Source organism: Nocardia sichangensis (assembly GCF_047200615.1).
GTDB classification, from domain to species: domain Bacteria; phylum Actinomycetota; class Actinomycetes; order Mycobacteriales; family Mycobacteriaceae; genus Nocardia; species Nocardia sichangensis.
Genome location: NZ_JBJZOK010000006.1, coordinates 1 through 25,153 on the forward strand (window position 1 = coordinate 1; position 25,153 = coordinate 25,153).

The 25,153-nt window shown below is 68.5% G+C and carries 24 protein-coding genes and 1 pseudogene; 12 read left to right on the top strand and 13 right to left on the bottom strand.

What is annotated here, in order from left to right:
- Both ACL03I_RS10140 and ACL03I_RS10145 read left to right on the top strand, forming a co-directional pair.
- Positions 1-964, top strand: a pseudogene (locus tag ACL03I_RS10140) (hypothetical protein); the annotation flags it as partial.
- The gene (locus ACL03I_RS10145) at positions 961-1,581 is read left to right on the top strand and encodes a GNAT family N-acetyltransferase (RefSeq protein WP_412805743.1); all 621 of its coding nucleotides are present in this window, start codon (positions 961-963) and stop codon (positions 1,579-1,581) included. The pseudogene ACL03I_RS10140 and the gene ACL03I_RS10145, both read left to right, overlap by 4 nt.
- A 66-nt stretch (positions 1,582-1,647) precedes the next feature.
- On the opposite strand, the gene ACL03I_RS10150 is transcribed toward ACL03I_RS10145, so the two are convergent.
- On the bottom strand, positions 1,648-1,998 hold the full coding sequence (locus ACL03I_RS10150) for a DUF6463 family protein (protein WP_412805744.1): 351 nt from the start codon (positions 1,996-1,998) through the stop codon (positions 1,648-1,650).
- A gap of 30 nt (positions 1,999-2,028) precedes the next feature.
- Here ACL03I_RS10150 and ACL03I_RS10155 point away from each other — a divergent pair, with 30 nt between their 5' ends.
- Positions 2,029-2,649 (top strand): TetR/AcrR family transcriptional regulator, encoded by a 621-nt coding sequence (locus ACL03I_RS10155; protein WP_412805745.1) that lies wholly within the window; start codon positions 2,029-2,031, stop codon positions 2,647-2,649.
- A gap of 195 nt (positions 2,650-2,844) precedes the next feature.
- Here ACL03I_RS10155 and ACL03I_RS10160 read toward each other — a convergent pair whose 3' ends face one another.
- The 4 genes from ACL03I_RS10160 to ACL03I_RS10175 all read right to left on the bottom strand — a co-directional run bounded on the left by ACL03I_RS10160 (position 2,845) and on the right by ACL03I_RS10175 (position 7,027).
- Complete coding sequence (locus tag ACL03I_RS10160) at positions 2,845-4,269, bottom strand: vWA domain-containing protein (protein WP_412805746.1); 1,425 nt, start codon at positions 4,267-4,269, stop codon at positions 2,845-2,847.
- Positions 4,270-4,415: 146 nt separating this feature from the next.
- On the bottom strand, positions 4,416-5,300 hold the full coding sequence (locus ACL03I_RS10165) for an AAA family ATPase (RefSeq protein WP_412805747.1): 885 nt from the start codon (positions 5,298-5,300) through the stop codon (positions 4,416-4,418).
- 31 nt (positions 5,301-5,331) lie between these two features.
- Positions 5,332-6,375 (bottom strand): acyl-CoA thioesterase, encoded by a 1,044-nt coding sequence (locus tag ACL03I_RS10170; protein WP_459561382.1) that lies wholly within the window; start codon positions 6,373-6,375, stop codon positions 5,332-5,334.
- Positions 6,376-6,562: 187 nt separating this feature from the next.
- A complete protein-coding gene (locus ACL03I_RS10175) occupies positions 6,563-7,027 on the bottom strand; it encodes a nitroreductase family deazaflavin-dependent oxidoreductase (protein ID WP_412805748.1) in 465 nt (154 codons plus the stop codon).
- A gap of 97 nt (positions 7,028-7,124) precedes the next feature.
- Between ACL03I_RS10175 and ACL03I_RS10180 the strand changes: the two genes are divergently transcribed.
- A complete protein-coding gene (locus tag ACL03I_RS10180; protein ID WP_412805749.1) occupies positions 7,125-7,739 on the top strand; it encodes a TetR/AcrR family transcriptional regulator in 615 nt (204 codons plus the stop codon).
- Between the two features lie 249 nt (positions 7,740-7,988).
- Positions 7,989-8,399 carry a hypothetical protein gene (locus ACL03I_RS10185; RefSeq protein WP_412805750.1) on the top strand — a complete coding sequence of 137 codons (411 nt, stop codon included), beginning with the start codon at positions 7,989-7,991 and terminating at the stop codon, positions 8,397-8,399.
- A gap of 72 nt (positions 8,400-8,471) precedes the next feature.
- On the opposite strand, the gene ilvC is transcribed toward ACL03I_RS10185, so the two are convergent.
- From ilvC to ACL03I_RS10200, 3 genes are all read right to left on the bottom strand, one after another.
- Positions 8,472-9,473, bottom strand: a complete 1,002-nt coding sequence (gene ilvC / locus ACL03I_RS10190) for a ketol-acid reductoisomerase (protein ID WP_174372187.1) — start codon at positions 9,471-9,473, stop codon at positions 8,472-8,474.
- Positions 9,474-9,699: 226 nt separating this feature from the next.
- On the bottom strand, positions 9,700-10,203 hold the full coding sequence (gene ilvN, locus ACL03I_RS10195) for an acetolactate synthase small subunit (RefSeq protein ID WP_039799659.1): 504 nt from the start codon (positions 10,201-10,203) through the stop codon (positions 9,700-9,702).
- A complete protein-coding gene (locus tag ACL03I_RS10200) occupies positions 10,200-12,134 on the bottom strand; it encodes an acetolactate synthase large subunit (RefSeq protein ID WP_355080631.1) in 1,935 nt (644 codons plus the stop codon). The genes ilvN and ACL03I_RS10200 overlap by 4 nt, the downstream gene beginning before the upstream one ends.
- 336 nt (positions 12,135-12,470) lie before the next feature.
- Between ACL03I_RS10200 and ACL03I_RS10205 the strand changes: the two genes are divergently transcribed.
- Positions 12,471-13,070, top strand: coding sequence for a PH domain-containing protein (locus ACL03I_RS10205; protein WP_412805751.1), 600 nt, complete (start codon positions 12,471-12,473; stop codon positions 13,068-13,070).
- Positions 13,071-13,405: 335 nt separating this feature from the next.
- Entirely contained in the window at positions 13,406-15,247 is a 1,842-nt protein-coding gene (gene ilvD / locus ACL03I_RS10210; RefSeq protein ID WP_412805752.1) for a dihydroxy-acid dehydratase, read from the top strand.
- A gap of 211 nt (positions 15,248-15,458) precedes the next feature.
- Here the strand turns inward: ilvD and ACL03I_RS10215 are convergent, their stop codons facing one another.
- Entirely contained in the window at positions 15,459-16,340 is an 882-nt protein-coding gene (locus ACL03I_RS10215) for a DoxX family protein (protein WP_355080636.1), read from the bottom strand.
- Between the two features lie 119 nt (positions 16,341-16,459).
- Between ACL03I_RS10215 and ACL03I_RS10220 the strand changes: the two genes are divergently transcribed.
- The gene (locus tag ACL03I_RS10220; protein ID WP_355080638.1) at positions 16,460-17,566 is read left to right on the top strand and encodes a PQQ-dependent sugar dehydrogenase; all 1,107 of its coding nucleotides are present in this window, start codon (positions 16,460-16,462) and stop codon (positions 17,564-17,566) included.
- 578 nt (positions 17,567-18,144) lie between these two features.
- Here the strand turns inward: ACL03I_RS10220 and ACL03I_RS10225 are convergent.
- The gene (locus tag ACL03I_RS10225) at positions 18,145-19,032 is read right to left on the bottom strand and encodes a LysR substrate-binding domain-containing protein (protein ID WP_412805753.1); all 888 of its coding nucleotides are present in this window, start codon (positions 19,030-19,032) and stop codon (positions 18,145-18,147) included.
- A gap of 79 nt (positions 19,033-19,111) precedes the next feature.
- Between ACL03I_RS10225 and ACL03I_RS10230 the strand changes: the two genes are divergently transcribed.
- Genes ACL03I_RS10230 through ACL03I_RS10245 form a run of 4 tightly spaced genes read left to right on the top strand, consistent with a single transcriptional unit; the run spans position 19,112 to position 21,707 of the window.
- A complete protein-coding gene (locus ACL03I_RS10230) occupies positions 19,112-20,053 on the top strand; it encodes an EamA family transporter (protein ID WP_459561383.1) in 942 nt (313 codons plus the stop codon).
- The gene (locus ACL03I_RS10235) at positions 20,050-20,709 is read left to right on the top strand and encodes an NAD(P)-dependent oxidoreductase (protein ID WP_397076664.1); all 660 of its coding nucleotides are present in this window, start codon (positions 20,050-20,052) and stop codon (positions 20,707-20,709) included. The genes ACL03I_RS10230 and ACL03I_RS10235 overlap by 4 nt, the downstream gene beginning before the upstream one ends.
- Before the next feature lie 55 nt (positions 20,710-20,764).
- Positions 20,765-21,238, top strand: a complete 474-nt coding sequence (locus tag ACL03I_RS10240; protein ID WP_412805754.1) for an NHL repeat-containing protein — start codon at positions 20,765-20,767, stop codon at positions 21,236-21,238.
- The gene (locus ACL03I_RS10245; protein ID WP_412805755.1) at positions 21,168-21,707 is read left to right on the top strand and encodes a hypothetical protein; all 540 of its coding nucleotides are present in this window, start codon (positions 21,168-21,170) and stop codon (positions 21,705-21,707) included. Before ACL03I_RS10240 ends, ACL03I_RS10245 begins: the two co-directional genes overlap by 71 nt.
- Here the strand turns inward: ACL03I_RS10245 and gatB are convergent.
- The 3 genes from gatB to ACL03I_RS10260 form a co-directional block, all read right to left on the bottom strand.
- Entirely contained in the window at positions 21,704-23,209 is a 1,506-nt protein-coding gene (gatB, locus tag ACL03I_RS10250; protein ID WP_355078825.1) for an Asp-tRNA(Asn)/Glu-tRNA(Gln) amidotransferase subunit GatB, read from the bottom strand. The genes ACL03I_RS10245 and gatB overlap by 4 nt on opposite strands.
- Before the next feature lie 64 nt (positions 23,210-23,273).
- Positions 23,274-24,650, bottom strand: coding sequence for an alpha/beta hydrolase family protein (locus tag ACL03I_RS10255; protein WP_412805756.1), 1,377 nt, complete (start codon positions 24,648-24,650; stop codon positions 23,274-23,276).
- Between the two features lie 37 nt (positions 24,651-24,687).
- The gene (locus ACL03I_RS10260) at positions 24,688-25,131 is read right to left on the bottom strand and encodes a hypothetical protein (RefSeq protein ID WP_355078823.1); all 444 of its coding nucleotides are present in this window, start codon (positions 25,129-25,131) and stop codon (positions 24,688-24,690) included.
- Positions 25,132-25,153 lie beyond the last annotated feature (22 nt).

Here is a 25,153-nt window from a genome sequence, read left to right on the forward strand (position 1 = left end):
TGCCGCCTACTTCGCGGCAGGTGGTGATCGAGGTCCAGCTCGAATCGGGATCGCCGACGCGCAAAGGCTCGACGCGCTTGCGGCCGAGTTCGGGCGGCGCGAGCAAGTCATTGGTGGTGCGGCCCTTGTAAGCGACGCCGTTCGAGGACTTGAGGCAGCCAAGCACCTCTTGGACACCTGTGCGTTCTCCGAACAGGCGGGCCGCGCATTCATGAGTGCCGCAGGAGAGCTTGCGACTATTGCGGGTTGGCTGGCCTACGACGCCGATAGGTATCCGCTCGCCCGCAGTTGCTACGCCGATGCGTTCGCGCTGGCCAGCCAAGCCGGCGATGACCAACTGACCGTGCATGTCTGCCTCAACGCCGCACAGATGGCGTTGTCACGGCAACGCACAGGTGAAGCGAACCCGCACCGTGCCCTGACTCTCGCAGGCCGCGCTCGGGCGCTCACACGCGGTCACGCACCGGGGCGAGTCCATGCCCTGATCGCGACACGCGAAGCGCAAGCGTACGGAGTCCTCGGCGACCGCACCGCGTTCGGAAAGGCCATGGCCATCGCTTGGCGGGAACTTGATTTCGCGCTCGACCATGAGTCCCGTGAGGACTGCCCACCATGGTTGCGGTTCGTCAATGCCACCGAGATCAGAAGCCATGAAGCCCGCGGTTTCAGTCACCTGGGCGATCACGCGAAATCGGCAGACCTGTGCTCCGGGCTGGCTGTGGACAAGACCAGTGCGCGTAACTCTGCGAACTATCGAGCAGGTTCCGCGGCAGCGCTCGCTGATCTGGGTGAGATCGGCGCTGCTATCGAAGAGGGTATGTCGGTTCTCGCCGACTTGGAGAACTCTGTGTCCTCCACCCGCACGCTGCGCCTGCTCGAACCAGTGCGGGTCGCGGCTGAAGGCCGGGCCGAGGAATTTTCGACACGATTCGACGAGCTGGCGGAAAGGGCGATCACCGTATGACCTCCGGAGATTCCGCATTGTCTGACCTGAACTTTCAGCGCTACACCGCCGCGCAGGCACGCGAACTACGCGACGAGGTCGAAACTATCTTCCGAGACTCCTACATTGACGCGATCGAGTCCGGCGAGGAGTTCGAATCGCCCGAAGCGTTCATGCACCGCTTCGACGCCTACACCGACCCCGCCCGCGCCGGTGCCTTCGAGCTGGTGATCGCCCGCCTCGACGGCGAACCCTGCGGCCAGGCATGGGGTTGGCCGCTCACTGCCAAGACCGCGTGGTGGGACGGACTGAAACTTGACGAGGGCGACCAAGCGTCCTTCACCGCCGAGAACGGCTCTCGCACATTCGCATTCAGCGAGATCATGGTGCGCAAGCAGTTTACGGGGAAGGGTATTGCGCGTGCCCTGCACGACGAACTACTCGAGGGTCGGCCGGAACAGCGCGCGACGCTGCTTGTCCGACCGGATAACCGCCGGGCGTATGACAACTATCGCCGCTGGGGGTGGCACCGCGTCGGCACACTGCGCCCGGATTGGCCCGATGCGCCGCGATTCGATGTTCTGATGCGCGATCTTCAACAGGCTCACGTGGACCAGAAAGGTGCTGCTGCACGTTGAGGAAGAGCTGCGGCTCAGCGCTTCCATGCAGCGATTCGTGTCCGCCGTGGCCGAGCGGGGTCCGACTCACCCTGCCGGGACCGCGGCAATACGCCGGTGGCGCACCCACCCGCGGACGCCGATGGCCAGCGGTATCAGGACGGTGAGAAACCCTGACACAGGCTCGAATACGAGGCCGAACGCGGTGAGAACAGCGATTGCGCCGAGGATCGGCGCTGGTACGTAGCCGCGGGTTCGCTCCGTCTCGATCACGGCGATGCCGAAGCCGACGGCGGCGACGCCGAACGCGGTGAACCAGAAGGCGAGTTCGGTCTGCTCTCGACCGGTTGCCCAGATGACAACACCGAGCGCGGTATGCGCCGATCCGATGAATGCGAGTAGGCCGCCGGTCAGCGGAAGCGCAGTTTTTGAATCCATATTCTTAAACTCTGCCTTAGGCTGTCCCTCATGGCAAGACCCCGGCGATTCACCGATGACCAGGTTCTCGACGCCGCGCGCGACTTGCTCGCCGATCCGGCGACGACCCGGCCCACGATCGCCGCGATCAGCGCCGCCTCCGGCATCCACACCGGATCGATCTACGTGCGCTTCGCTTCCCGGGAAGAATTGCTCGCACGACTCTGGCTGCGCTCGATCCGGCGCTTCCAGATCGGAGTCGTCGCCGCGCTGGAGGGAGCCGACCCGCTGCTCACCGCCGCGATGCACCTGCCGCGATACTGCCGCGAGCATCCCACCGAAGCTCGGGCGATGAAGATGTTCCGGCGGGAGGAACTGCTCGAAGTGGGCTCTGCCGAGTTGCGCGCCGACATCGCAGGAGTCAACGACCGAATGAGCGACGCGCTACGCGCTGCCGTCGCGGCGGAATTCGGCGAGGCCGACGAGCATCGCATGGCGATCGCGGTGGCTGCCGTCAAGGCGATTCCATACGGGCTCGTCCGCGAGTACATCGCGAACGCGGCGCCCATTCCGGACTGGGTCGACGACGTCATCGCCACCGCCACGGCCGCCGTTGTGCACAAGCTGCGCCCGACAGGCATCCGAGTGGGCGGCGGCGCCGGTAGTGGCTGAGCCGGGCCTGATCTTCTCATCGTCAGCGCCAGGTCGACCATGCCCGTAGCCGACGGGAGGAAGCGGTTTCGGGACCAACGAGACGAGTCGGCCCCCGATTCGCTCGCCGACTGCGTCTGCTGACGCCGGTGCGGGTAGCAGAATAGCTCGGCCGGAGACGCGCCGATGCGATTCGACGTCCCTCAGCGAGCCGAGTCACGCAGGCAGCAACCGCGCGACGACTTCGCTCAACTGCTTGACGTTCCGGCACTCGTGCATCGTCACGCATTCCGCGTACACGTGGGCTGCGGAATCCCCCGTCGACCATGACCGAGACGGCTCCGGATTCAGCCAGTAGGCGTGTTTCGCCCGGTCGGCAATGGTCTGCACCGCAGCGAGATTCGGGTCCGTGCGGTTCGTGCGCCCGTCGCCGAGGATGAGAACCGACGTACGCGGACCGAGGGCCTCGGCGTAGTTGTCGAGAAACCCTTGGAAGGCCTCGCCGTAGTTCGAACTGCCGAAGCGGGCGACCTTGGTGGAGCGGATGATTCGGGCGGCGGTGCCGGGGGTCGGGGGTTCGCCGGGGGTGAAGAAGTGGGTGATCTCGTCGCAGGTGTCGACGAAGCCGAAGCTGCGGACCTTGCTGAACTGGTCTTGCAGGGCCTGGATCAGCTGAAGGGTGAATTCGGCGAAGCCGGTGACCGAGCCGGAGATGTCGGCGAGGACGACCAGGTCGGGGCGGCCGTGTTTGCGGGCGCGCAGGACCGGGTCGATGGGGACGCCTCCGGTGGCCATGGAGCGGCGCAGGGTGCGGCGTAGGTCGATCTGGCCGCGCACGGCTTTGCGGCGGCGGACGGCGAGGCGGGTGGCGAGTTTGCGGGCCAAAGGGTGGACCAGGCGACGCATTTCGGCGAGGTCCTGTTCGCGGGCGCCGAGGAAATCGATCTGGTCGGTGCTGGATTCGACGCCGCGGCGGGCGATGTATTCGGTGCCGCGCAGCTGTGCCGAGCGCAGGCGGGCCTCGGTTTGGACGGCGGTGCGGAAAGCGGCGAGGCGGCGGTTGGCCTCGATGGTGTGGACGGTGGTGTCGAGCTGGGAGGAGCCGTTCATGCCCGCCACGACGCGATCGATGAGTTCTTCCGGGCGTAGGGCTTTCATGGTCAGGTAAGAGGACCAGCCCGCGCCGGATGCGGTGGTGACCGGCGCGGTGGACTGCCCGGCGCCCGCGCCGCCGTAGCCGCCGAGTTCGGTCAGTGCCTGGCGGGCCAGTTCGGCGACCGATTCCGAATCGTCCTGTGCCAGTGTGGAGACGAGCCGATCTCGCAGCGCTTCGATGGATTCGGGCGTCGACGGATCGACGGACTGTGGCTGTTGGGCGGTAAGGAAATACAGGTCGAAGAGTTGATCGAACACGGCGCGTTGACCATTGCGGCGCAGCAGGCAGGCGGCCATGCCGGAGCGCAAACGATTGCGATCATCGATTCCGAGGGCGATCATCGCCTCAGCCGCGTCGATGGTTTCACTCGGCCCCGCGTTGATGCCGTGATCCCGCAGGAGTCCGACGAACTCGACGAGGCGATCGGTTATCGAGTCGGAGCCTCGGCGGCCCGTCTCGCCGAGGCGGTTTTCAGCGATGCTCATGCTCGACTCCGGCAACCTCGCGCCACAAGCAGCGCAATGATCCGCCCGGACGGTAAGTCCGGTTCGAGGGAGCAGACGCGCCGAGCCTCGGGGCGGGTTGGGTTGCGAACGGCAGGAGTGGCGCGAGCCCGAGGGGGCACTTCATCTCACCGCCCACCTTGCTCGGCATCCAGATCGAGTCCGAGCCGCTCGATCGCCACGCGGTGGTCGGATTGATATTTCAACAGCACACCGAGCGTCGAGCGGACGACGCCACCGGATAGATTGCGCGCACCCAGAGCGACCAGCGTCTTCGCCCAATCGACGGTTTCGGCGATCGACGGCGCTTTGCGCAACGAGAGCTGGCGCAACGCACCGACCACGCGGACCACCGGCTCTCCCAGCGCCTCGTCCAGCTCCGGAACCTTCATCCGCACGATCGCCCGCTCCAATTCCGCCGTCGGGTAATCGATGTGCAGGTACAGGCAGCGCCGCTTGAGCGCTTCGGACAGCTCGCGGTTGGCATTGGAGGTCACGAACACGAACGGCTTGCGCACCGCAGTGACGGTGCCGAGTTCGGGGATGCTCACCTGGTAGTCGCCGAGCACCTCGAGCAGCAGGCCTTCCAACTCCACATCGGCTTTGTCGAGTTCATCGATGAGCAGCACCGTGGAGCGCGGGTTACGGATGGCGGCCAGTAGCGGGCGCGCGAGGAGGAACTCTTCGGTGAAGACATGGTCGCGGGTGCTGTCCCAGCCTTCGTCGTCCGAGGCGGTGATGCGCAGCAGCTGCTTGGCGTGGTTCCACTCGTAGAGGGCGCGGGCCTCGTCGATGCCTTCGTAACACTGCAGCCGCACCAGGTCGGACGTGGTCGCCGCGGCGACGGCCTTGGCCAGCTCGGTCTTGCCGACGCCCGCCGGGCCCTCGATCAGCAGGGGCTTGCCGAGGTGGCCCGCGAGGAACACGGCGGTGGCGATATCGAGGGACGGGAGGTACCCGGCCTCGGTGAGACGCCCGGTCACCTCGTCCACCGACGCGAAGAACTTACTCATCGGTAACTAGTCTAGACCGGGCGCTTGGGCCTCAGCTCGGCGCAGGTATGCGGAAATGGCTCGGCTCGGCGTCCGACGGCACGGCGCTCGCCACGGTGAACGGCTCGACCAGCGAGCGCAGTTCGATGAGGTGCCTGGCGTGCGCGTCCAGCGCGCGATCCTCCTCGGAGACCGGCTCCCACCGCGGCACCGGCCGCGCTTTGCCCTCGCCGTCCAGCGCGACGACCACGGCGAGACCGTGCGCGGCGAGCGCGGGCTCGTCGGAGTGGGCGTCGGTGGAGGTCACGTGCACGCTGAGGTGCATGCTGCGCGGGCCGGTGTGGATCAGCCGCGCGGTGACCTCGACGACATGGCCGATGACGATCGGCCGGTAGAAGCGGATGCCGCCGAAGTACGAAGTGATGACCCGCTGCCCCGCCCAGTCCGCACCGCAGACATAGGCCGCCTCGTCGATCCATCGCATCGTGCGGCCGCCATGCACCTTGCCGCCCCAGTTGATGTCCGACGGCGCGGCCAGGAACCGCAGTGTGGCGCTCGGCGCGGTGCCCGCCGACGTGTACCGCTGCGCGGCCATCGCCTCCTCGATCAGCTTGCGCACCGAGACCCGGGCTCGCGCCTGGCGGTGCCGCTGCAATTCCAGCAGCGTGGCGGGATTCCATTGCGGCACTTCCACGGTGCGCCGGTCGTCGTCCACGGCGACGAAGATCGTCAGGCATTGCGCCGACTGCACCGGCTGCACCCGGGTGGGATCGGTCGAATAGACGGTGACCAGGATGTGCATGCTGGTGCGCCCGGTGTGGACCAGATTCGCATGCAATTCGACCAGCTCACCGACCGCGATCGGCCGGTCGAGATGGATATTGCCGACGTAGGCGGTGACGCAGTAGCGGCCGCTCCACTGGGCCGCCGCCGCGTAGGCGACCTTGTCGATCCATTCCAGGAGTTTGCCGCCGTCGACCGATCCGACGATGCCCGCGTCGTCGGGCTTCACGAGAAATCGGTGGATCGCCTCGGGTCGGCGGCCGGCCGAGGTCGGGACGGTCACGGTGCGGTCGAGCTTTGTCGAGTGGGCCACGGTGCGGAATCCGTTCGGACAGGGAATCTCCGGGTGTACATTTCTCCGACCTCGTTGTCCGGGAGAACAGTAGGCCCCAACCGCCGTACGAGCGAGTAACCAGGCGGTCGCTACAACGGATGCCTTACCGCGCGGCGGCGGAAGAGCGATCCGGACGACGCGAAACGGACCAACGATCCGGCCCGCCTCAGACCGGGATCAGACGAACGATCGCATATCCGTTCGCCATGGCTCGCCGCAGATCGTCGCGATCGACCGTCCCGTCCGGCTCCAGTCCGATACCCGCGTAGCGCCCGTGGATCGGATTCGCCGACACCACCACCGGAGCGAGCGCGGCGAGCCGGGCCTCGTCGGTGATCACTTCGGCCCTGGCCCGAATCTCGCTGCCGCGCAGCCGAACTCGCACGGCTTCACCGTCGCGGAGATTGCGCCGCCATCCGGCCGTCGTGCCGACGAGCAGCGCTCCGTCATGGTCGGCATATCCGACCGGATTGGTGTACTCGCGCCCCGATTTCCGCCCGAGCACCGTGACCAGCAGCAACCTGCCGCTGAGCACCCGATGCAGCGGAGACCGGAGCAACGACCTTACGACCGCGTCCCCGGTGCGCTGGAATCGCGATGGGGGCCGCCGCACCGAAGCCTGGCTGGACATATCGGTCACCTCCGAGAGATTTACTGAGTATCTACTCAGAAAATACGACCGCGTCGGGCATACTGCAAGGGGTGACGAACGAAAGATCGGAGGATTCGTGACGGCATCCGGCCGGGTCGAAGGCCGCCGCCGTGGGCGTCCCTCGACGGGCGTCCGCGACGCGGTGATCGCTGCCGCGGAGCGAATCCTCGCCGAGGAGGGTGTGGCGCGGCTGTCCACGAAAGGGGTCGCCGACCGCGCCGGTGTCGCCGAGTCGAGCATCTTCTATCACTTCCGCGACCGGACCGGGCTGTTGCAGGCGGTGGTCCAACGGCACCTGCGACCGGTCAAGGACGTCCTCGGCGACATCGACGCGCACCGAGACCTGCGCGCCGATCTCGTCGCCTTGATGGAAGCGCTGGAAGATTTCTTCGTCGCCACGATCCCCGTCGCCGCCGCGATCCAATCCGACGCCGAACTGCGCGCGCGGTACCTCGACCGCGCCCAGGAGGCGGACATCGGTCCGCACCGCGCGGTGGACGCGATGCAGGCGCGGCTCGCGGCCGCGCAGCCCTCTGCCTCGAGCGCCGTAAATCTGCGCGCGGCAGCGCTGCTGCTCGTGGGCGCGGCGCATCAGCGCGCGCTGCAACGCCACCTGAGCCCAGCGAGCGCGTTCACGTCACTGCCGTCGCCTGCGGACATAGTGGACACGGTGCTGCCGCTGTTCGGTTGATCCCAGGATGCGGCGATAGGGGAACTCCCTAATACCGCGGTTCGATTTGCCCCGCAGGGGAGAGAACACCCGTGACCTTCGGCGGCGAGTGCGCAAGAGTGTAGCTATGCAGTCGCTGTGCCGTCGGTAAGCGCGACCGCGAAGCAGTGACCGTAGATCCAAGATCTGTCTGCGGGGGTGGGCCGTGGGCGGACCCCGCAACGGGGGATGGCGGGCGGAGACGCTCGCCGCAGACTGAAAGGATTTACGTTGTTCTCGTCAATCAGCGCACGCCGTATCTTTCGCGTGGCCGTCGCCGGTGCGATCGCCGCGATTCCGTTGACCGCGCTGGCGATGCCCGCCTCCGCCACCCCGAGCACACCCGGGGTCACTCCGGCTTACAACCAGTGCGCCTTCGGCCCGTTCCAGGACTGGAGTTGCCACAACAACGTCTTGGTCGACAAACCGCACTACGGCGCACCACCTTATGGCCGCGGTCCTGGCTGGGGCCAGGGTGGTGGCTGGGGCGGCGGAGGCTGGAACCAGGGCTGGGGCGACGGAGGCTGGAACCAAGGCTGGGGCGGAGGCTGGAACCAGGGCTGGGGCCAGGGCGGGGGCTGGGGCCAAGGCGGCGGCTGGGGTCAGGGCTTCCCGGGCACTGGCTCGTTCGGCAGCAGTTAGAAACTCCGCGAAAGACGCCGGTGGCCCGCTCCGGAACTCCGGAGCGGGCCACCGCGCGAATCGGCCTGGGTATCAGGCGGTCTCGGTGATCGGGCGATCGACCCAGCTCATCAGGCCGCGCAGCTTGGCGCCGGTGACCTCGATCGGGTGCTCGGCGTTCTTCTTGCGCAGCGCCTCGAGCTCCTTGTTGCCGCCCTCGACGTTGGCGACCAGACGCTTGACGAAGCTGCCGTCCTGGATGTCCTTGAGGATGTCCTGCATGCGCTTCTTGGTGTCGGCGTCGATGACCCGCGGGCCCGACAGGTAGCCACCGAACTCGGCGGTGTCGGAGACCGAGTAGTTCATCCGCGCGATGCCGCCCTCGTACATCAGGTCGACGATCAGCTTCAGCTCGTGCAGCACCTCGAAGTAGGCCATCTCCGGCGCGTAACCGGCCTCGACCATGACCTCGAAACCGGTCTTCACCAGTTCCTCGGTGCCGCCGCACAGCACGGCCTGCTCACCGAACAGGTCGGTCTCGGTCTCTTCCTTGAAGGTGGTCTTGATGACGCCCGCCCGGGTGCCGCCGATGCCCTTGGCGTAGGACAGCGCCAGCGCCTGGCCCTCGCCCTTCGGGTCCTGATCGATCGCGATCAGCGCCGGAACGCCCTTGCCGTCGACGAACTGACGACGCACCAGGTGGCCCGGGCCCTTCGGGGCGACCATGCCGATGGTGACGTTGGCGGGCGGCTTGATCAGGCCGAAGTGGATGTTGAGGCCGTGGCCGAAGAACAGCGCGTCGCCGTCCTTCAGGTTCGGCTCGATGTCGTTGGTGAAGATCGACGCCTGCGCGGTGTCGGGCGCGAGCACCATGATGACGTCCGCCCACTCCGAGACCTCGGCGGGCGTGCCGACGGTCAGGCCCGCCTCCTCGGCCTTCGGACGCGACTTCGAACCCTCGGCCAGACCGACGCGGACCTCGACGCCCGAGTCGCGCAGGCTCAGCGAGTGCGCGTGACCCTGGCTGCCGTAGCCGATGACAGCGACCTTGCGGCCCTGGATGATCGACAGGTCGGCATCGTCGTCGTAGAACATCTCGACTGCCACTGTGGTTCCTTCCGGGATCATCCCCGCGCGAGGCGGGGCACACCGGCTTGCGCCGGTGCGGATTTACGTTGTTCTGGATCGGATCACCCCCGCAGCCGCGGGAGGGGATCATTCCCGCGTGAGCGGGGAGGCGGCACGCCAACCGTCGATCGCAGAAAGACTAGCGTGTGGCCGCCGCTGTGCGGGCGGCCCCATCGGTATGCCGCTCGTCAGCTCATCGGGTGGCGGTGATGGATTTCGGTCCGCGCCCCACCGCGACGACACCGGACTGCACGATCTCCCGGATGCCGTACGGTTCGAGCATCCGCAGCAGCGCGTCGAGCTTGGACCGGGTTCCGGTCGCCTCGACGGTGAGCGCGTCCGGCGACACGTCGATGACCTTCGCGCGGAACAACCCCACGGCTTCGATCACCTGGGTCCGCACGCTGGCGTCGGCGCGCACCTTCACCAGGATCAGTTCGCGGGCCACCGAGCTGTCGGAATCCTGCTCCACGATCTTGATGACGTTCACCAGCTTGTTGAGCTGCTTGGTGACCTGCTCCAGCGGCAGGTCTTCGACGGTGACGACGATGGTCATGCGCGAGATCTCGGGGAGCTCGGTGCCACCGACCGCCAGCGACTCGATGTTGAAGCCGCGGCGGGAGAACAGCGCCGCGACCCGTGCCAGCACGCCCGGTTTGTCCTCGACGAGAACGCTGAGGGTATGCGTGGTACTCATCCGTTGTTCACCTTGTTCTGTTCGTGCGACATCGCCGTGTGGATGACCGCGGGCTCGGAGGCCTGCTCGTCGTCGTCGAACAGCGGGCGGATGCCGCGAGCGGCCATGATCTCGTCGTTGCTGGTGCCCGCGGCGACCATCGGCCACACCTGGGCGTCCTTGCCGACGATGAAGTCGATCACCACGGGACGGTCGTTGATGGACTGCGCCTCGCGGATCGCGGCCTCCACGTCCTCCTCGCGCTCCACGCGGATGCCGTGGCAGCCGAGGGCTTCGGCGAGCTTCACAAAGTCGGGGATGCGCAGGGTGTGCGTGCCAAGGTCGGTGTTGGAGTAACGCTCCTGGTAGAACAGCGTCTGCCACTGGCGCACCATGCCGAGGTTGCCGTTGTTGATCAGCGCGACCTTGATCGGGACGCCCTCGACGGCGCAGGTGGCCAGCTCTTGGTTGGTCATCTGGAAGCAGCCGTCACCGTCGACCGCCCACACCTCTTTGTCCGGCGCGCCCATCTTGGCGCCCATGGCCGCCGGGACGGCGTAGCCCATGGTGCCGAGACCGCCGGAGTTCAGCCAGGTGCGCGGCTTCTCGTACTTGATGAACTGGGCGGCCCACATCTGGTGCTGGCCGACGCCCGCGCAGTAGATCGCGTCGGGTCCGGCCAGGCGGCCGAGCGCCTCGATGACGAACTCCGGCGACAGCGAACCGTCCGCGGGCGGGGTCCAGCCCAGCGGGTAGGCGTCGCGCACGCCGTCGAGGTAGGTCCACCAGTCGGTCAGCGCCAGCGGCAGCGCGTCACCCGCGGACGGGTCGGCCTTCAGGGTCTCGATCAGCTCGATGATCACCTCGCGGCAGTCGCCCACGATCGGGACGTCGGCGTGGCGGTTCTTGCCGATCTCGGCCGGGTCGATGTCGGCGTGGATGACCTTGGCGCCGGGCGCGAAGGAGTCCAGCTGACCGGTGACGCGGTCGTCGAACCGCGCGCCCAGGGTGATCAGCAGATCCGACCGCTGCAACGCGGCGACCGCGCCCACGGTGCCGTGCATGCCGGGCATGCCCATGTTCAGGCGGTGGCTGTCGGGGAACGCGCCGCGCGCCATCAGCGTGGTGACCACGGGGATGCCGGTGAGCTCGGCCAGTTGCAGCAGCTCGGCCGAGGCGTCGGCCTTGATCACGCCGCCGCCGACGTAGAGCACGGGAGCCTTGGCTTCCATGATCATCCGCGCGGCCTCGCGCACCTGCTTGCCGTGCGGCTTGGTGACCGGACGGTAGCCGGGCAGCCGCATCTCCGGCGGCCAGGTGAAGGTGGTCTGCGCCTGCAGCACGTCCTTCGGGATGTCGACCAGCACGGCGCCGGGACGGCCCGAGGCGGCGAGGTAGAACGCTTCCGCGATGATGCGCGGGATGTCGACGCCCTCGGTGATCAGGAAGTTGTGCTTGGTGATCGGCATGGTGATGCCGGAGATATCGGCTTCCTGGAACGCGTCGGTGCCGATCAGGCCGCGGCCGACCTGGCCGGTGATGGCGACGATCGGGACGGAGTCCATCTGCGCGTCGGCGATCGGGGTGACCAGGTTGGTCGCGCCGGGGCCGGATGTGGCCATACACACACCGACCTTGCCGGTCGCCTGGGCGTAACCGGTGGCGGCGTGGCCCGCGCCCTGCTCGTGGCGGACGAGCACATGACGCACCTTGGTGGAATCGAAAAGCGGGTCGTAGACGGGAAGGATCGCGCCGCCCGGAATGCCGAATACGGTGTCGACACCGAGCTCCTCGAGCGACCGGATGACCGACTGCGCGCCGGTGACCCGCTCGGGCGGGAGCTGGCGGCGGTTGGCCGCGGACGTCGCGTTGGCAGCGGGCGTGGCCTGCTGATTCGCCGAAGGCGCTGGCCTACGGGCCGAAGGCCCGGGCCGTGCGGTAGGTGCGCTCACCGTCTTCGTTCCTTACTGGTTGTGGTTCCGACCCCGGATGTTGTGTCAGCGGTGTCTTGCGCTTCGCCATGCCGGACATTAGTCCGAACATAAAAAAGCCCCCGACAGCGCAGGGCTGATCGAGGGTGGCGCGTCGCAACGCGAGCTGACGTATTCGACTCAGTGTGTCAGGCTCAACGCTGGACGCGCCGGCCGATTACGAGCAACTCGTTTCGATTCACGCGCACGACGTTAAGCGGGTGTGAACCGAAGAGTCAAACAGATGACCCCGTGTGTCCCATTATGTGGGAGAGTGCGGTTGCTTGTGTCCGTTCATCAGGATGCGAGGATGGTGGTGTGTCATCACCGCATCAGTCCGTGCCACCGTCTGAATCGTCCCACACACCCGCGGGGACGACGGATACGGGTGGCGCCTCGGACGCCTATGTGATCCGCATCCCACGGCTGGCGTTCCTGGGCGTATTCATCCTGCTGATGTGCGTGTTCTTCCCCTTCGTCGGCTGGCCCGCCGGACTGTGGTGGCTGCTGCTGATCCCCGTCGCGGTGCTGGCTTGGGTGCTGCGGACGCAGACCGGCGTCTCGGACGCGGGGCTGGATTTGCGGACGCTGTTCGGCTCCCGCCACCTCGACTGGGCGCAGGTGAAGGGTGTGCGAATCCCGAAGCGTGGATACGTGCGCGCCGACCTGACCGACGGCAGCGAAGTGAAGTTGCCCGCGGTGAGTTATGACCGGCTGCGCGATCTGGCCGCTTTCTCCGGCGGACGGATTCCGGACCCGTTCGCGGAGCCGAGGGAACACGCGACGGGAGAGTCCCCCGCCGAACCCTCGGACGCGAGTAGCGGGACCTCGAATACCGAGGGCGATCCGGCGACCAATGGCTTGGCGAAGTCCGGCGAGAACGCCGAAGAAGGCACGCGACGCGACAGCGCGACGTAGCGAGTTCGGTCACACCGACCGACGCTCCAGTTGCCCGGCTCGAGCCCCATCGCGCCGAAGCGGAACATTCGCCGCCGTTGGGAGGTTGCGGTCGAGTGATGGGATGATTTCCCCGGAGCACTGATCCTCCTCGTCCCCACCCCGACGTTCCGGTACCTCCGGCGTCACCGTCGTCGCCCGCGACACCACGCACCGGCGACACACCCGACCCGGCCGACCGCGATGAGACGCCACACCACCCAGCAGGTGGGCACGCCCACCGGGAGTAACGTGGTGCTCCGCCGAGCACGCTCTGCGCCGTCGCACGTCAGCCCCCGCGACCCGAGGACCATCGAATGCCACCGCTTCGTTCACGAACCACGACCATCGGCCGCAATGCCGCAGGCGCACGCGCACTCTGGCGCGCCACCGGCATGACCGACACCGACTTCGGCAAGCCGATCGTCGCCATCGCGAACTCCTACACCCAGTTCGTCCCCGGCCATGTGCATCTGAAGAACGTCGGCGAGATCGTGGCCGACGCGGTGCGCGCCGCCGGTGGCGTGCCGCGCGAATTCCACACCATCGCCGTCGACGACGGCATCGCCATGGGTCACGGCGGCATGCTCTACTCGCTGCCCTCGCGCGAGATCATCGCCGACTCCGTCGAGTACATGGTGAACGCGCACACCGCCGACGCGCTGGTCTGCATCTCCAACTGCGACAAGATCACCCCGGGCATGCTCAATGCGGCCATGCGGCTGAACATTCCGGCGGTGTTCGTCTCCGGCGGCCCGATGGAAGCGGGCAAGGCCGTCGTCGTCGGCGGGGTCGCGCAGGCGCCGACCGACCTGATCACCGCGATCTCCGCGAGCGCGAATCAGGCGGTGTCGGAGGAGGGTCTGTCCGAGGTCGAGCGCTCCGCGTGCCCGACCTGCGGTTCCTGCTCGGGCATGTTCACCGCGAACTCGATGAACTGCCTCACCGAGGCACTGGGTCTGGCGCTGCCCGGCAACGGCTCCACCCTCGCGACGCACGCCGCGCGCCGGGCGCTGTTCGAGCGGGCGGGCACCGTGGTGGTGGACATCGCCAACCGCTGGTACCGCGAGGACGACGCGTCCGTGCTGCCGCGCAACGTCGCCGACGCCAAGGCTTTCCGCAACGCGATGGCGCTGGACGTGGCGATGGGCGGTTCGACCAACACCGTGCTGCACACGCTCGCCGCCGCGCAGGAAGGCGAGGTCGACTTCGATCTGCACACCATCGAGGAGATCAGCCGCCGGGTGCCCACGCTGTCGAAGGTGTCGCCCAACTCCGACTACCACATGGAGGACGTGCACCGCGCGGGCGGCATCCCCGCGATCCTCGGCGAGCTGCGCCGGGCGGGCCTGCTGGAGACCGACGTCACCACGGTGCACACCGCGAGCCTCGACGAATGGCTCGACACCTGGGACATCCGCTCGGGCAAGGCCTCTCAGGAAGCCATCGAACTCTTCCACGCCGCCCCGGGCGGGGTGCGCACCACCGAGCCGTTCTCCACCGACAACCGCTGGTCGTCGCTGGACACCGACGCCGAGGGCGGCTGCATCCGCGACCTCGAGCACGCCTACACCAAGGAAGGCGGCCTGGTCGTGCTGCGCGGCAACATCGCGCCCGACGGCGCGGTGCTCAAGACCGCGGGCATCGACGAGGAGTTGTTCTCCTTCCAGGGCCCCGCGGTGGTGGTGGACTCGCAGGAGGAGGCCGTGTCGGTCATCCTCGGCAAGAAGATCAAGCCCGGCGACGTGATCGTGGTCCGCTACGAAGGGCCCGCGGGCGGCCCCGGCATGCAGGAGATGCTGCACCCGACCGCCTTCCTGAAAGGCTCCGGCCTCGGCAAGGAGTGCGCGCTGATCACCGACGGCCGCTTCTCCGGCGGCACTTCGGGCCTGTCGATCGGGCACATCTCCCCCGAGGCGGCCAGCGGCGGTGTCATCGGCCTGATCGAGAACGGCGACCAGATCCGCATCGACGTGACCGCCCGCACGCTCGAGGTCCTCGTCGACGATGCGGCGCTCGCCGAGCGCCGCGCGAAGATGGAAGCCTCCGAACGGCCGTGGCAGCCGGTCAACCGCGATCGTCCGGTGACGACCGCGCTGCGGGCGTACGCCGCGATGGCGACCTCGGCCGACAAAGGCGCTGTCCGCCACGTGCCCTAGGCTTCCCGCCTCTCCGGGTCTCGAGGCCGTACGAGTTCGGTGCGACAGGACCTGGTCTCAGGTCCTGCGTCAGCTGGGTCACGGATTTTGGGCGTACCCGGCGAGTTACCCATGTCCATACGAAATCAGTTGTCACGGGCAGCCTCAGGTGGTCGAACGACGGAAGGCCCTTCATCCCGTTACGGGATGAAGGGCCTCTTGTTCGTCCTGATCAGTCGAAGGGGCCGATGCCCGTCAGTGGGTTGCCGCCGTGCAGGTACCAGTACGCGCCGACCGCGGCCGCCACAGCGAGAAGCAGGATGACGAAGGAGCCGGAGGCGGGGCGGATGGCCCAGCCACGGTTGCGGTCGAAGGACAGGCGACCGGGGCCGGTCAGGATGATGACGGCCGAGACGCCCGCGAGGACGCTCTCGTATTCCACCGCTCCCGGACCGGCTTTGTACTGGAACCCGGGGGCCATGCCCTGCTTCCAGGCCCAGGCGTCCAGGATGACCGCGAGCACCGCACCGGCCGCCAGCGGAGTCAGCAGGCCGAGGATCAGCAGCGCACCGCCGCCGACCTCGCCCGCTGTCACCAGGAGGGCGGACACGCTCGGGTGGTCCCAGCCGCCGCGCTCCATCATGTCGCGGGTGCCGTCCAGGCCGGGGCCGTGGAACCAGCCGGTCAGCTTCTGCAGGCCGTGGTAGAGGAAAGTGGCGCCGACGACCAAGCGGAGCAGCAACAATCCGAGATCGAGCGTGCCGCGGCGGACCTCGCCGTTGCGGCGACGTAGACGCGCGGTGTCGCTCGGCGGGGCCGGGGCGGGTGGGATGCTGGCGTAGTCGTAGGTGGGCGCCGCTGTCGCGCCCGCAGCGGTTCTGTTCGCGCCGGTGGTGGGGACCTCGGGCTCGAGCCCGAGTTCTTCCTCGGTGCGCGGGACGTCCTTGGACAGCTGCGGCCGCTGGGCCGGATCCACCCGCTCGAACTGCTCGGTCGGCGAATCGTACGGGCTGGTCACTCCCCGACCGGTGGACGACACCGCCGCCTGCTCGGCCGTGGAAGGAGCGGCGTTCCCGGCCTCGGATTCGGGCGTGTCTTTCGGCTTGTCGGTCACGGCCAATACCCTATGCCGCACCGCACCGGGGCGGGCAAGTACAGCGCGGCGTGTCAGTGCGCGCGCGACACCCCCACCCGGAAGGGCGCGGGCGACGGAATTTCCGTAACGTCTGGGCTATGAGTTTGGTTGTCGTGGGCCGCGTCGCGGCGAGCTTGGCGCTCGGCTCCGTCCTGCTGGTCGGATGCGCCCGGTTCGACGATTCGGCGTCCAGTCCGTTCACCCCGGAACCGACCCTGCACGGAGCCAACATCGACCCGAAGAAACCGAGCCAGTCGCCCACCTCGACCACCCGGCCGAGCGGCCCGTGCATCGATCCCGACCCCGCGGTGGTGGCCACCTGCCTGGACACCACCGGCGGCTTGGTCGCGCTTCCCGACGGCGCGCTGGTCGCCGAGCGCAGGACCGGGCGGATCCTGAAGGTGGTGCCCGACCAGCCGCCGGTCGAGATCGCCCGCCTGGACGTGGACGGCTCCGGCGACGGCGGCCTCAGCGACATCGCGCTGTCCCCGACCTACAACGAAGACGGCCTGATGTACGCGTACATCACCACCGGCAGCGACAACCGGGTGGTCCGCATCGCCGAAGGCGGCTCACCGAAGGACGTGCTCACCGGAATCCCGAAGGGCTCCAGCGGAAATCACGGCGCGATCGAATTCGCCTCGTCCGACCAGATGCTCGTGCTGACCGGCGACGCGGGCAATCCCGGCGCGGCCGCCTCGGCCGGCTCCCTCGCGGGCAAGCTGCTGCGCGTGAACTCCCCGGTGCCCGGCCGCACACTCACGCCGGAAGTCGCCGTCTCGGGCATCGGGACCGCCGGGGACGTGTGCCGGGACAGCAAGGACAGCATCTGGATCACCGACCGCACCGCCGCCGAGGACCGGCTGCAGCGACTCGGCGGCGATGGCGTGGTCACCACCATGTGGACCTGGCCGGATCGGCCCGGCGTCGCCGGGTGCGCCGCCGCCTCGGACGGTGTCGCGATTTCGATGACCCGCGCGAAGGCCCTCGCCATCGCCGCCGCCGACCCGACCACCCACGCGGTCACCGCGACGCCGACGCTGACCGCGCAGGACAAGTACGGGCAACTCGGCGGCGCGGCGGTCGGCGCCGACGGAACCATCTGGGTGACCACGGTGAACAAGACCGACGGCCAGCCGGGACCGTTCGACGACCGCGTCGTCCGCATCCCGCCGCCCCAGGCCGGAGGCGGCGGACCGGACTGAGTTGTTGGCCGCGCGGGCGCGGCGTGTGCTGTGTTGATTTTTCCAGCGCCTGCGGCGCTGGGTGTTCGCGGCCCTCTTATGGCTCGCGTCCGAGCGACCGCCGCTGGCGACTTCGTCGCGGACGCGGCGGCCGCTCGGACGCGAGCCGGGCCGCGAACGGCGCATGCTCGGTCTCGCTTCGCTCGAAACCCGTGGTCGAGGTGCGCTGGGCGCGGACGGCAGTAACCGCGTGGCCTCAGGCTCCGCCTTGGCAAGATGTGCTGGGGCCCGCGCTGCGGTAACCGTGCGATCTGAGGCTTTGCCTCGGCCAGTGGGCGGTGGCTGCCGCTCACTTTTTCCGCACGAACGAACAGCCGCCCCCAACTGAGCCGAGCGCGCAACGGCATGCGCGCCGATCTCGCTGTCGGAACCGGCGCCGACCGCCCTGAGAAGCGACGGACGGACCCAGGTTTCGCTCGCGCCACTCGACACCGACACATCCGGCAGAGTCCGATCAGGTCAGGGGCGAAGAAGGTCAGGATGTCACTCCACAGCATCTCTCCCGGTGCGGCGCTCGGGCCGAAATGAGGCGAGACTCTTCAGGAGTCGTCCGAGGCCTGCGCGGTGATGCCGAGCACGGTGAGGAACGCGGTGGCCGCCGGTGTGCGGCTGCGGCTCCAGATGACGTATTCGACTCGGGCGGGGGCGTCGGTGACCTCGATGGTGGTCACGCCCTCTAGTTGGGGCACGTAAGTGGACGGGAGCATGGCGATGGCGAGGCCGGGGCGGACGAGTCGGGCGATGTAGTCCGCGCTGGTCACTTCGAAAGCGACGTCGCGGTCCAGACCGGCGGCTGTGAAGGCTTGGTCGGACTGGAGACGTCCGGCGGTCCCGGCCGGGAGATCCACGAAGACCTCGGCGGACAGCGTGCGCAGGTCGATCGATCGCTCTCCGGCGAGCGGATGGTCCAGCGCGACGACGGCTACGTGCCGGTCGCGGGCGAGTTCGTGCGCGACCACGCCTCGGGGTCGTACCGTCGTCGGCAATCCGAGGAATGCGACATCGATGGCTCCTTGCTCGACCTTCTCCACCAGCTCCTCGCTCGCACCCACGCGCAGGCTGATGCGCACGTGCGGGTGGCGGCGGCGGAAATCGCGCAGCGCCTCCGGGATGTCCACCGCGGCGACGGTGGGGATCAGCCCGACGGCGAGCCGCCCGCGCACCTCGCCGACCGCCGCGGCCACCTCGGCGGCGGCGCGCTCGGCGGCGTCGAGGCACTGCCGGGCGGCGGGGAGGAACGCCGCGCCGGCCGGTGTGAGGCGCACCCGGCGGCTGGTGCGCTCGAAGAGTCGCGCGCCCAATTCCCGTTCCAGACGCGCGATCTGATGACTGAGGGCGGACTGCACGACGAGGCATCGTTCGGCGGCCCGGGTGAAGCTGTTCGCCTCGGCCACGGCGATGACGTAGCGCATCTGCTGGAGCTCCATGGATTGATCTTTGAACACGATTGATGAATTGACAAACATGTGTTGGACTCATTGATCACTTCCGCGCGAGACTGCGAAGGTGAAAAGTCCAGCAACACAGGCGGTTTTCGGCGGAACTGCGCCACTGGGAACCCTGCCGCGCACCGTCCTGACGGCGCTCGCTCCCGCGTCATGGGGCACCACCTATGTCGTCACCACCGAGCTGCTCCCACCGGGACACCCGCTGTTCGCCGGTCTCCTGCGGGCCTTGCCCGCGGGTCTGATCGCGCTGGCGATCACGCGGACGCTGCCGCGCGGAGCCTGGTGGGGCAAAGCCGCGGTGCTGGGTGTGCTCAACATCGGGCTGCTGTTCCCGATGCTGTTCCTCGCCGCCGAACGCTTGCCGGGCGGCGTGGCCGCGACCTTGGCGGCGGCCCAGCCGCTCGTCGTGGCCGTCTTGGCCGTGGTGATCTTGGGCGAAAGCCCCTCCGCTTGGCGCCTCGTCTGGGGAGCGATAGGCCTTGTCGGCGTCGGCTTGGTGGTGATCGGGCCGGACGCGGCCTTCGACCTCACCGGGGTTGTCGCCGGTCTTGCCGCCGCGGCTTCCATGGCGCTCGGCCTGACCCTCACGAAGAAGTGGGGGCGGCCTGCCGAGGCCGGTCCCACGGCGTTCGCGGGCTGGCAACTCACCGCCGGTGGGCTGTTCCTGCTGCCTCTCACGTTCTTCGTCGAAGGGCCGCCTCCCGCGATCGACCCGCCCGCCGTTCTCGGATACCTATGGCTGGGGCTGGTCGGGGGTCTGCTCGCGTATGTCCTGTGGTTCCGCGGCATCGGCTCCTTGCCCGTCACCTCCGTCGCGGTTCTGGTTCTGCTCTCGCCGCTGGTCGCGGCGGTTCTCGGCGCCGTTCTGCTCGGCCAGACACTCGGCCCGGTCCAACTCGCGGGGTTCGGGCTCGCGCTCGCCGCGATCGTCGCGGGACAGCTTCCCGCGCCCACCCGCTTCTCCGCTCCTCTCGCAGCACCCGAAGGGATATCGAAATGAAGATCGCCGTTGTCGGAGCCGCAGGCATGGTCGGCTCGTGCGTCGTCGACGAGGCCGCCGGCCGCGGCCACGAGATCGTCGCCGTCTTCCGGACAGGGCCGCGGATCGCCCTGCCGCCCATGGTGACCGTTGTCGAGGGCGACGCGAACGACAGGGTCCGGATGAGCGAATTGTTCGACGGCGCCGACGCTATCGTGGCCGCGACCCGTGCGGCCGCTGGGCAGGAACACACCGTCACGACGACTACAACAGCCCTGCTCGACGCGGCCGCGGCCACCGGGACGCGCATCCTCGTCGTCGGCGGCGCCGCGCCGCTACGGGTTCCGGGACACCCCGAGCAGCTGGTACTCGACAGTCCGGAATACGTACCGGCGTCGATCCGCACCATCGCCGCCGCGAGCGTCGCGCAATGGGAGACCTGCCGGGCGCATCCGGCCGACTCGGTCTATCTCAGCCCACCCGCCCTCCTCGAACCCGGACAACGCACCGGGAAGTACCGGCGGGGCACCACGACGCTCATCACCAGCGCTGACGGCACGTCCCGGATCTCGGCGGAAGACCTTGCCGTAGCCGTCCTGGACGAGCTCGAAAATCCCTGCGGGAATGGTCATTTCACGGTCGGTTACGGAGACGTCGAAACGCTCGGCACTGCCTGAACGTCTCGGCCCGATGCCGCAGGCCCCGCGACCACCGAAACAGAGGAGCAATGAGATGAAGCGAGTCCTGGCGATCTCGGCCGCGCTCGGCTGTCTCGGCGTCGCGGCGTCGGCGCCCGGGGACCGGACGGCGGCATACCCTCCGGTCCTCGCCGCCGGGATCGACCTGCCCGCCGGGTTCCAGCCGGAAGGCATCGCCATCGGTTCACGGCCGGTGGCCTACTTCGGTTCGCGAGTCGACGGCTCCATCTACCGCGCCGACCTGGTGACCGGGCAAGGCGAGATCCTGAGCCAGGGGCCGGGGACGCCCGCGCTCGGACTCCAGGTCGACCACCACGGTCGGCTGTTCGTCGCCGGCGGCACCGGAGGCGACGCACGCGTCGTGGACACCGGCACGGGCGCGGTATCGGCGAGCTACCCCCCTCGGCATCTCGCCGGACACGTTCGTCAACGATGTCGTGCTCACGCCCACGGGCGCGTGGTTCACCGACTCGCGCACGCCCGTGCTCTACCATCTGCCCGTCGGTGACCAGGACGCTCTGCCCTCACCCACGGCGGTGGTGCGACGCCCGTTGACCGGCGACATCCGCTACGAGCCCGGAGCGATCAACGCCAACGGGATCGTGCGCACACCCGACGGCACCGGCTTGATCATCATGCAGTCGGTGACCGGCCGGTTGTTCCGCGTCGACCCGGCGACGGGCACGACGCGGCGGATCGACCTCGGCGCCGAGACGCTGCCCAACGGGGACGGACTGCTGCTGCGCGGCGACACACTTCTGGTCGTGCAGAACCGCTCCAACACGATCGCGGTGGTCGCGCTCGACCACGCGGGCACTACGGGATCGGTCGTAGGGCGCGTCACCGACCCACGCTTCGACGTACCGACCACCGTCGCGGCGTACGAGGAGCGGCTCTACCTGCCGAACGCGCGCTACACCACGCCACCGACCCCGACCACGTCATACAGCGCGGTCGGGGTCGACCGCCGAACCTAGCTGCAGGCGGCCAGGACCAGTTCGCGGACGCGCGCCGCGTCGGCCTGTCCGCGGGTCGCCTTCATGACGTCGCCGACGATCTTGCCCGCGGCCTGCACCTTGCCGGAGCGGATCTTGTCGGCGATGTCGGGATTCGCGGCCAGGGCCTTCTCCACCTCCGACTGCAAGGCGCTGTCGTCGCTGACCATGCCGAGGCCCTTGGCCTCGACGATCTGCGCCGGGTCGCCCTCGCCTGCCAGCACGTGGTCGACGACCTGCTTGGCCACCTTGTTGTTGATCGTCTTCGCGTCGACCAGCTTGATCACCTCGGCGACCTGGGCCGGGCTGATCGGCAGCTCCTCCAGCGCGACCTCGCGCTCCTTGGCCTTCTCGGTGAGGTAGGCGACCCACCAGGAGCGCGCCTCGTTGGCCGGTGCGCCCGCGTCGACGGTGGCGATGATCAGGTCCAGCGCGCCCGCGTTGACCAGGTCGCGCATCACCTCGTCGGACAGGCCCCAGTCGGACTGGATGCGCGCGCGGCGCAGCCAGGGGTACTCGGGGATCGTGCCGCGCAACTGCTCGACCCACTCCGCCGCGGGCGCGACGGGCTCGAGGTCCGGCTCGGGGAAGTAGCGGTAGTCCTCGGCGGTCTCCTTGCGGCGACCGGGCGAAGTGGTGCCGTCGGCCTCGTGGAAGTGCCTGGTCTCCTGGACTATCGTGCCGCCGCCCGCGAGCACAGCGGCCTGCCTGCGCATCTCGAAGCGCACCGCGACCTCGACACTGCGCAGCGAGTTGACGTTCTTGGTCTCCGTGCGGGTGCCGAATTCCGTTGCGCCGATGGGCATCAGGGAGACGTTCGCGTCGCAGCGCAGCGAACCCTGCTCCATCTTCACGTCGGACACTCCGAGCGACTTCAGCAGATCCCGCAGCGCTGTCACGTACGCCCGCGCCACCTCGGGGGCGCGCTCCCCCGCGCCGGTGATCGGCTTGGTGACGATCTCGATCAGCGGCACCCCCGCCCGGTTGTAATCGAGCAGGGAGTGGCTCGCGCCGTGGATGCGGCCGGTCGCACCGCCGATGTGCACCGACTTGCCGGTGTCCTCCTCCATGTGCGCGCGCTCGATGTCGACACGGAAGATGCTGCCGTCGTCGAGCACCACGTCCAGGTGCCCGTTCGTGGCGATCGGCTCGTCGTACTGGCTGATCTGGTAGTTCTTCGGCTGATCGGGGTAGAAGTAGTTCTTCCGCGCGAACCGGCCCCACGGCGTGATCGAGCAGTTCAGCGCCAGCCCGATCCGGATGGCCGATTCGACGGCCTTCTGGTTGACCACCGGGAGCGAACCGGGCAAGCCGAGGCACACGGGGCACACCTGCGTGTTCGGCTCGGCGCCGAACTCGGTCGGGCAACCGCAGAACATCTTCGTCGCGGTGTTCAGCTCGACGTGGACCTCCATGCCGAGCACCGGCTCGAACCGGGCGATGACATCCGAGTAATCCATCAGGTCGACCGTGGGTGCGCTCATGGCCATCAGTTTAGGTAAGCGCTCCCGTCGCAGCGCAGCGGCTCTCGCGTCCCGCGGCGCGGTGTTACTTCACCGGGACCCGCTGCCGCAGCCAGCCGGTGACGTAGTCGAGCACCTCGGGAGAGATGGTCGTTTCGATGGCGCCGTACTCGCGGGGAAGGCCGGTCTCGGTGTGCTGCATCAGGTGGTTGAGACCCGGGAAGACGTGGACGGTCGCATCGGGGTCGGCGGCGAGGTGGTCGCGCATCGGCTGCTCGCTCTGCGCCGGGGGCACCTGGAGATCCTTGCCGCCGAAGAACGCGAGCACCGGAATCCGCAGGGCGGAGAGCGCGGGCGCCGGATCGTAGGCGACCAGGGCGGCCAGATACGGCGTGATCTGCGCGGCCGCCTGATCGTCGGGCACGCGCTGGTCGGCGGGCAGGGCCTGGTTCTGCCGAACGGCCAGTTGTCTCGCTCCGTCGAGGTCGCCCGCCTTCAGCAGGGCGGACAGTTCGGCCATGTCGCGGACCTGGGTCTCCACCTGGTCGGGAGGTGTTCCGTTCGCGGTGGCGAGCAAGCGGGTCTGTTCGACGAGCACGTCCGAGCCAGGGACGCCGGGTCCGGCCATCAGGACGGCGAACGCGACGCCGCTGTCGGGGCGCGCGGCGACCAGCGGCGCGAGGTAGCCGCCCTCGCTGTGGCCGAAGAGCCCGACCCGCGCCGGGTCGATCTCGGAGCGGGCCCGCAAGAAGCGGACGCCCGCGGCGGCGTCCTCGGCCAGGTCGGTGTAGTTCGCGTCGTCCAGCTTGCCGCCGGTGCCACCGACGCCTCGGTCGTCGGTGCGCAGCACGGCGTAGCCTGCGCGGGTGAAGGTGTCGGCCAGCAGCAGGAACGGCTTGTGCCCCATCAGTTCCTCGTCGCGGTTCTGGGCGCCGCTTCCGGTGATCATGAGGATGGCCGGGAACGGGCCAGGGCCCTGCGGTTCGGTCAACGTGCCCGCGATAGTGATGCCGCCGTTGCCGTAGGTGACATCCTCGGTCTTGTACGGGAACGGTGGCTTCGGTTCCTGCGGATGGGCCGGCGGTACGACCTTGCCCCGGCTCAGCGCAAGCGGGAATTTCTGCCCCGCCTGGGTGAGATCTCCGGTGATCCGGTCGGTTCCGGACTCGTACTTGCCGTGGAACACCGGATCGCCAGGGACGTCGGGGACCGCGAAAGACACGCCGTTGCGGTCGGTGCTGACGTCTTTGAGTTGCACGCCGCTCATGCCCTGCGCCGGGATGTCGACGGTGGCCGTGCCGTCGTCGTGGAAACTCACGCCGACCTGCACCGGCTGGCCGGGGACCTCGACGGCGCCGTGCCAGTCACCCGTGGTCGGCTCGGGCGGATTCGACTCCGAGCACCCGGCCGCCACTGCCGTGATCACCAACAGTGCCAACGCGATCAGTCGCCCACTGCGCATGCGACTCACAGTACCGACGACGCGGGCCGGCCCCGGCCTATTCGCCGCGCGCGTACCGCACGGCCGCGGCGATCTCCGCCATGTCGAGTCGCGGACTCGGATCCCGTTCCTGCACCTCGCGGAACTCCAGCAACGCGTCCTCGACGGTGCTGCGCCGCGCCAGCCGCACCAGTTCGCGACGCGCATACTCCCCCAGCGGAACACCCGCGGAGCGAGCGCGGCGACCCAGAACGTCGAGCGCCTCGATCGAAAGGTCGTACCGCCGTACCAGAGCCACCGCGTCATCATCTATTTGCGGGGCCAGGTCGCGTCCTTCGGACTCCAAGAACTCGACGACCGCGTCGTCCGCCGTGCGTCGACCGGCCAGCGCGACCAGCTCGCGCCCGATGTACCGCGACAGCGGCAACCCGGCCGCGCGCGCTCGGCGGCGCAGGACGTCGACGGCGGTATCCGGCAGATCGTGCACAGGGAGTTCGGCCATACCGGCCAGCGTATCCGGACAT

Bases quoted from the DNA above. Each gene is read 5' to 3' on its own strand.
- ACL03I_RS10150 (WP_412805744.1), bottom strand. From the start codon at position 1,998: ATGGATTCAAAAACTGCGCTTCCGCTGACCGGCGGCCTACTCGCATTC.
- ACL03I_RS10160 (WP_412805746.1), bottom strand. From the start codon at position 4,269: ATGAGCATCGCTGAAAACCGCCTCGGCGAGACGGGCCGCCGAGGCTCC.
- ACL03I_RS10235 (WP_397076664.1), top strand. From the start codon at position 20,050: ATGAAGATCGCCGTTGTCGGAGCCGCAGGCATGGTCGGCTCGTGCGTC.
- ACL03I_RS10225 (WP_412805753.1), bottom strand. From the start codon at position 19,032: ATGGAGCTCCAGCAGATGCGCTACGTCATCGCCGTGGCCGAGGCGAAC.
- gatB (WP_355078825.1), bottom strand. From the start codon at position 23,209: ATGAGCGCACCCACGGTCGACCTGATGGATTACTCGGATGTCATCGCC.
- ACL03I_RS10175 (WP_412805748.1), bottom strand. From the start codon at position 7,027: ATGTCCAGCCAGGCTTCGGTGCGGCGGCCCCCATCGCGATTCCAGCGC.
- ACL03I_RS10255 (WP_412805756.1), bottom strand. From the start codon at position 24,650: ATGCGCAGTGGGCGACTGATCGCGTTGGCACTGTTGGTGATCACGGCA.
- ilvC (WP_174372187.1), bottom strand. From the start codon at position 9,473: ATGTTCTACGACGACGATGCCGACCTGTCGATCATCCAGGGCCGCAAG.
- ACL03I_RS10155 (WP_412805745.1), top strand. From the start codon at position 2,029: ATGGCAAGACCCCGGCGATTCACCGATGACCAGGTTCTCGACGCCGCG.
- ACL03I_RS10260 (WP_355078823.1), bottom strand. From the start codon at position 25,131: ATGGCCGAACTCCCTGTGCACGATCTGCCGGATACCGCCGTCGACGTC.
- ACL03I_RS10145 (WP_412805743.1), top strand. From the start codon at position 961: ATGACCTCCGGAGATTCCGCATTGTCTGACCTGAACTTTCAGCGCTAC.
- ACL03I_RS10220 (WP_355080638.1), top strand. From the start codon at position 16,460: ATGAGTTTGGTTGTCGTGGGCCGCGTCGCGGCGAGCTTGGCGCTCGGC.
- ilvD (WP_412805752.1), top strand. From the start codon at position 13,406: ATGCCACCGCTTCGTTCACGAACCACGACCATCGGCCGCAATGCCGCA.
- ACL03I_RS10240 (WP_412805754.1), top strand. From the start codon at position 20,765: ATGAAGCGAGTCCTGGCGATCTCGGCCGCGCTCGGCTGTCTCGGCGTC.
- ilvN (WP_039799659.1), bottom strand. From the start codon at position 10,203: ATGAGTACCACGCATACCCTCAGCGTTCTCGTCGAGGACAAACCGGGC.
- ACL03I_RS10165 (WP_412805747.1), bottom strand. From the start codon at position 5,300: ATGAGTAAGTTCTTCGCGTCGGTGGACGAGGTGACCGGGCGTCTCACC.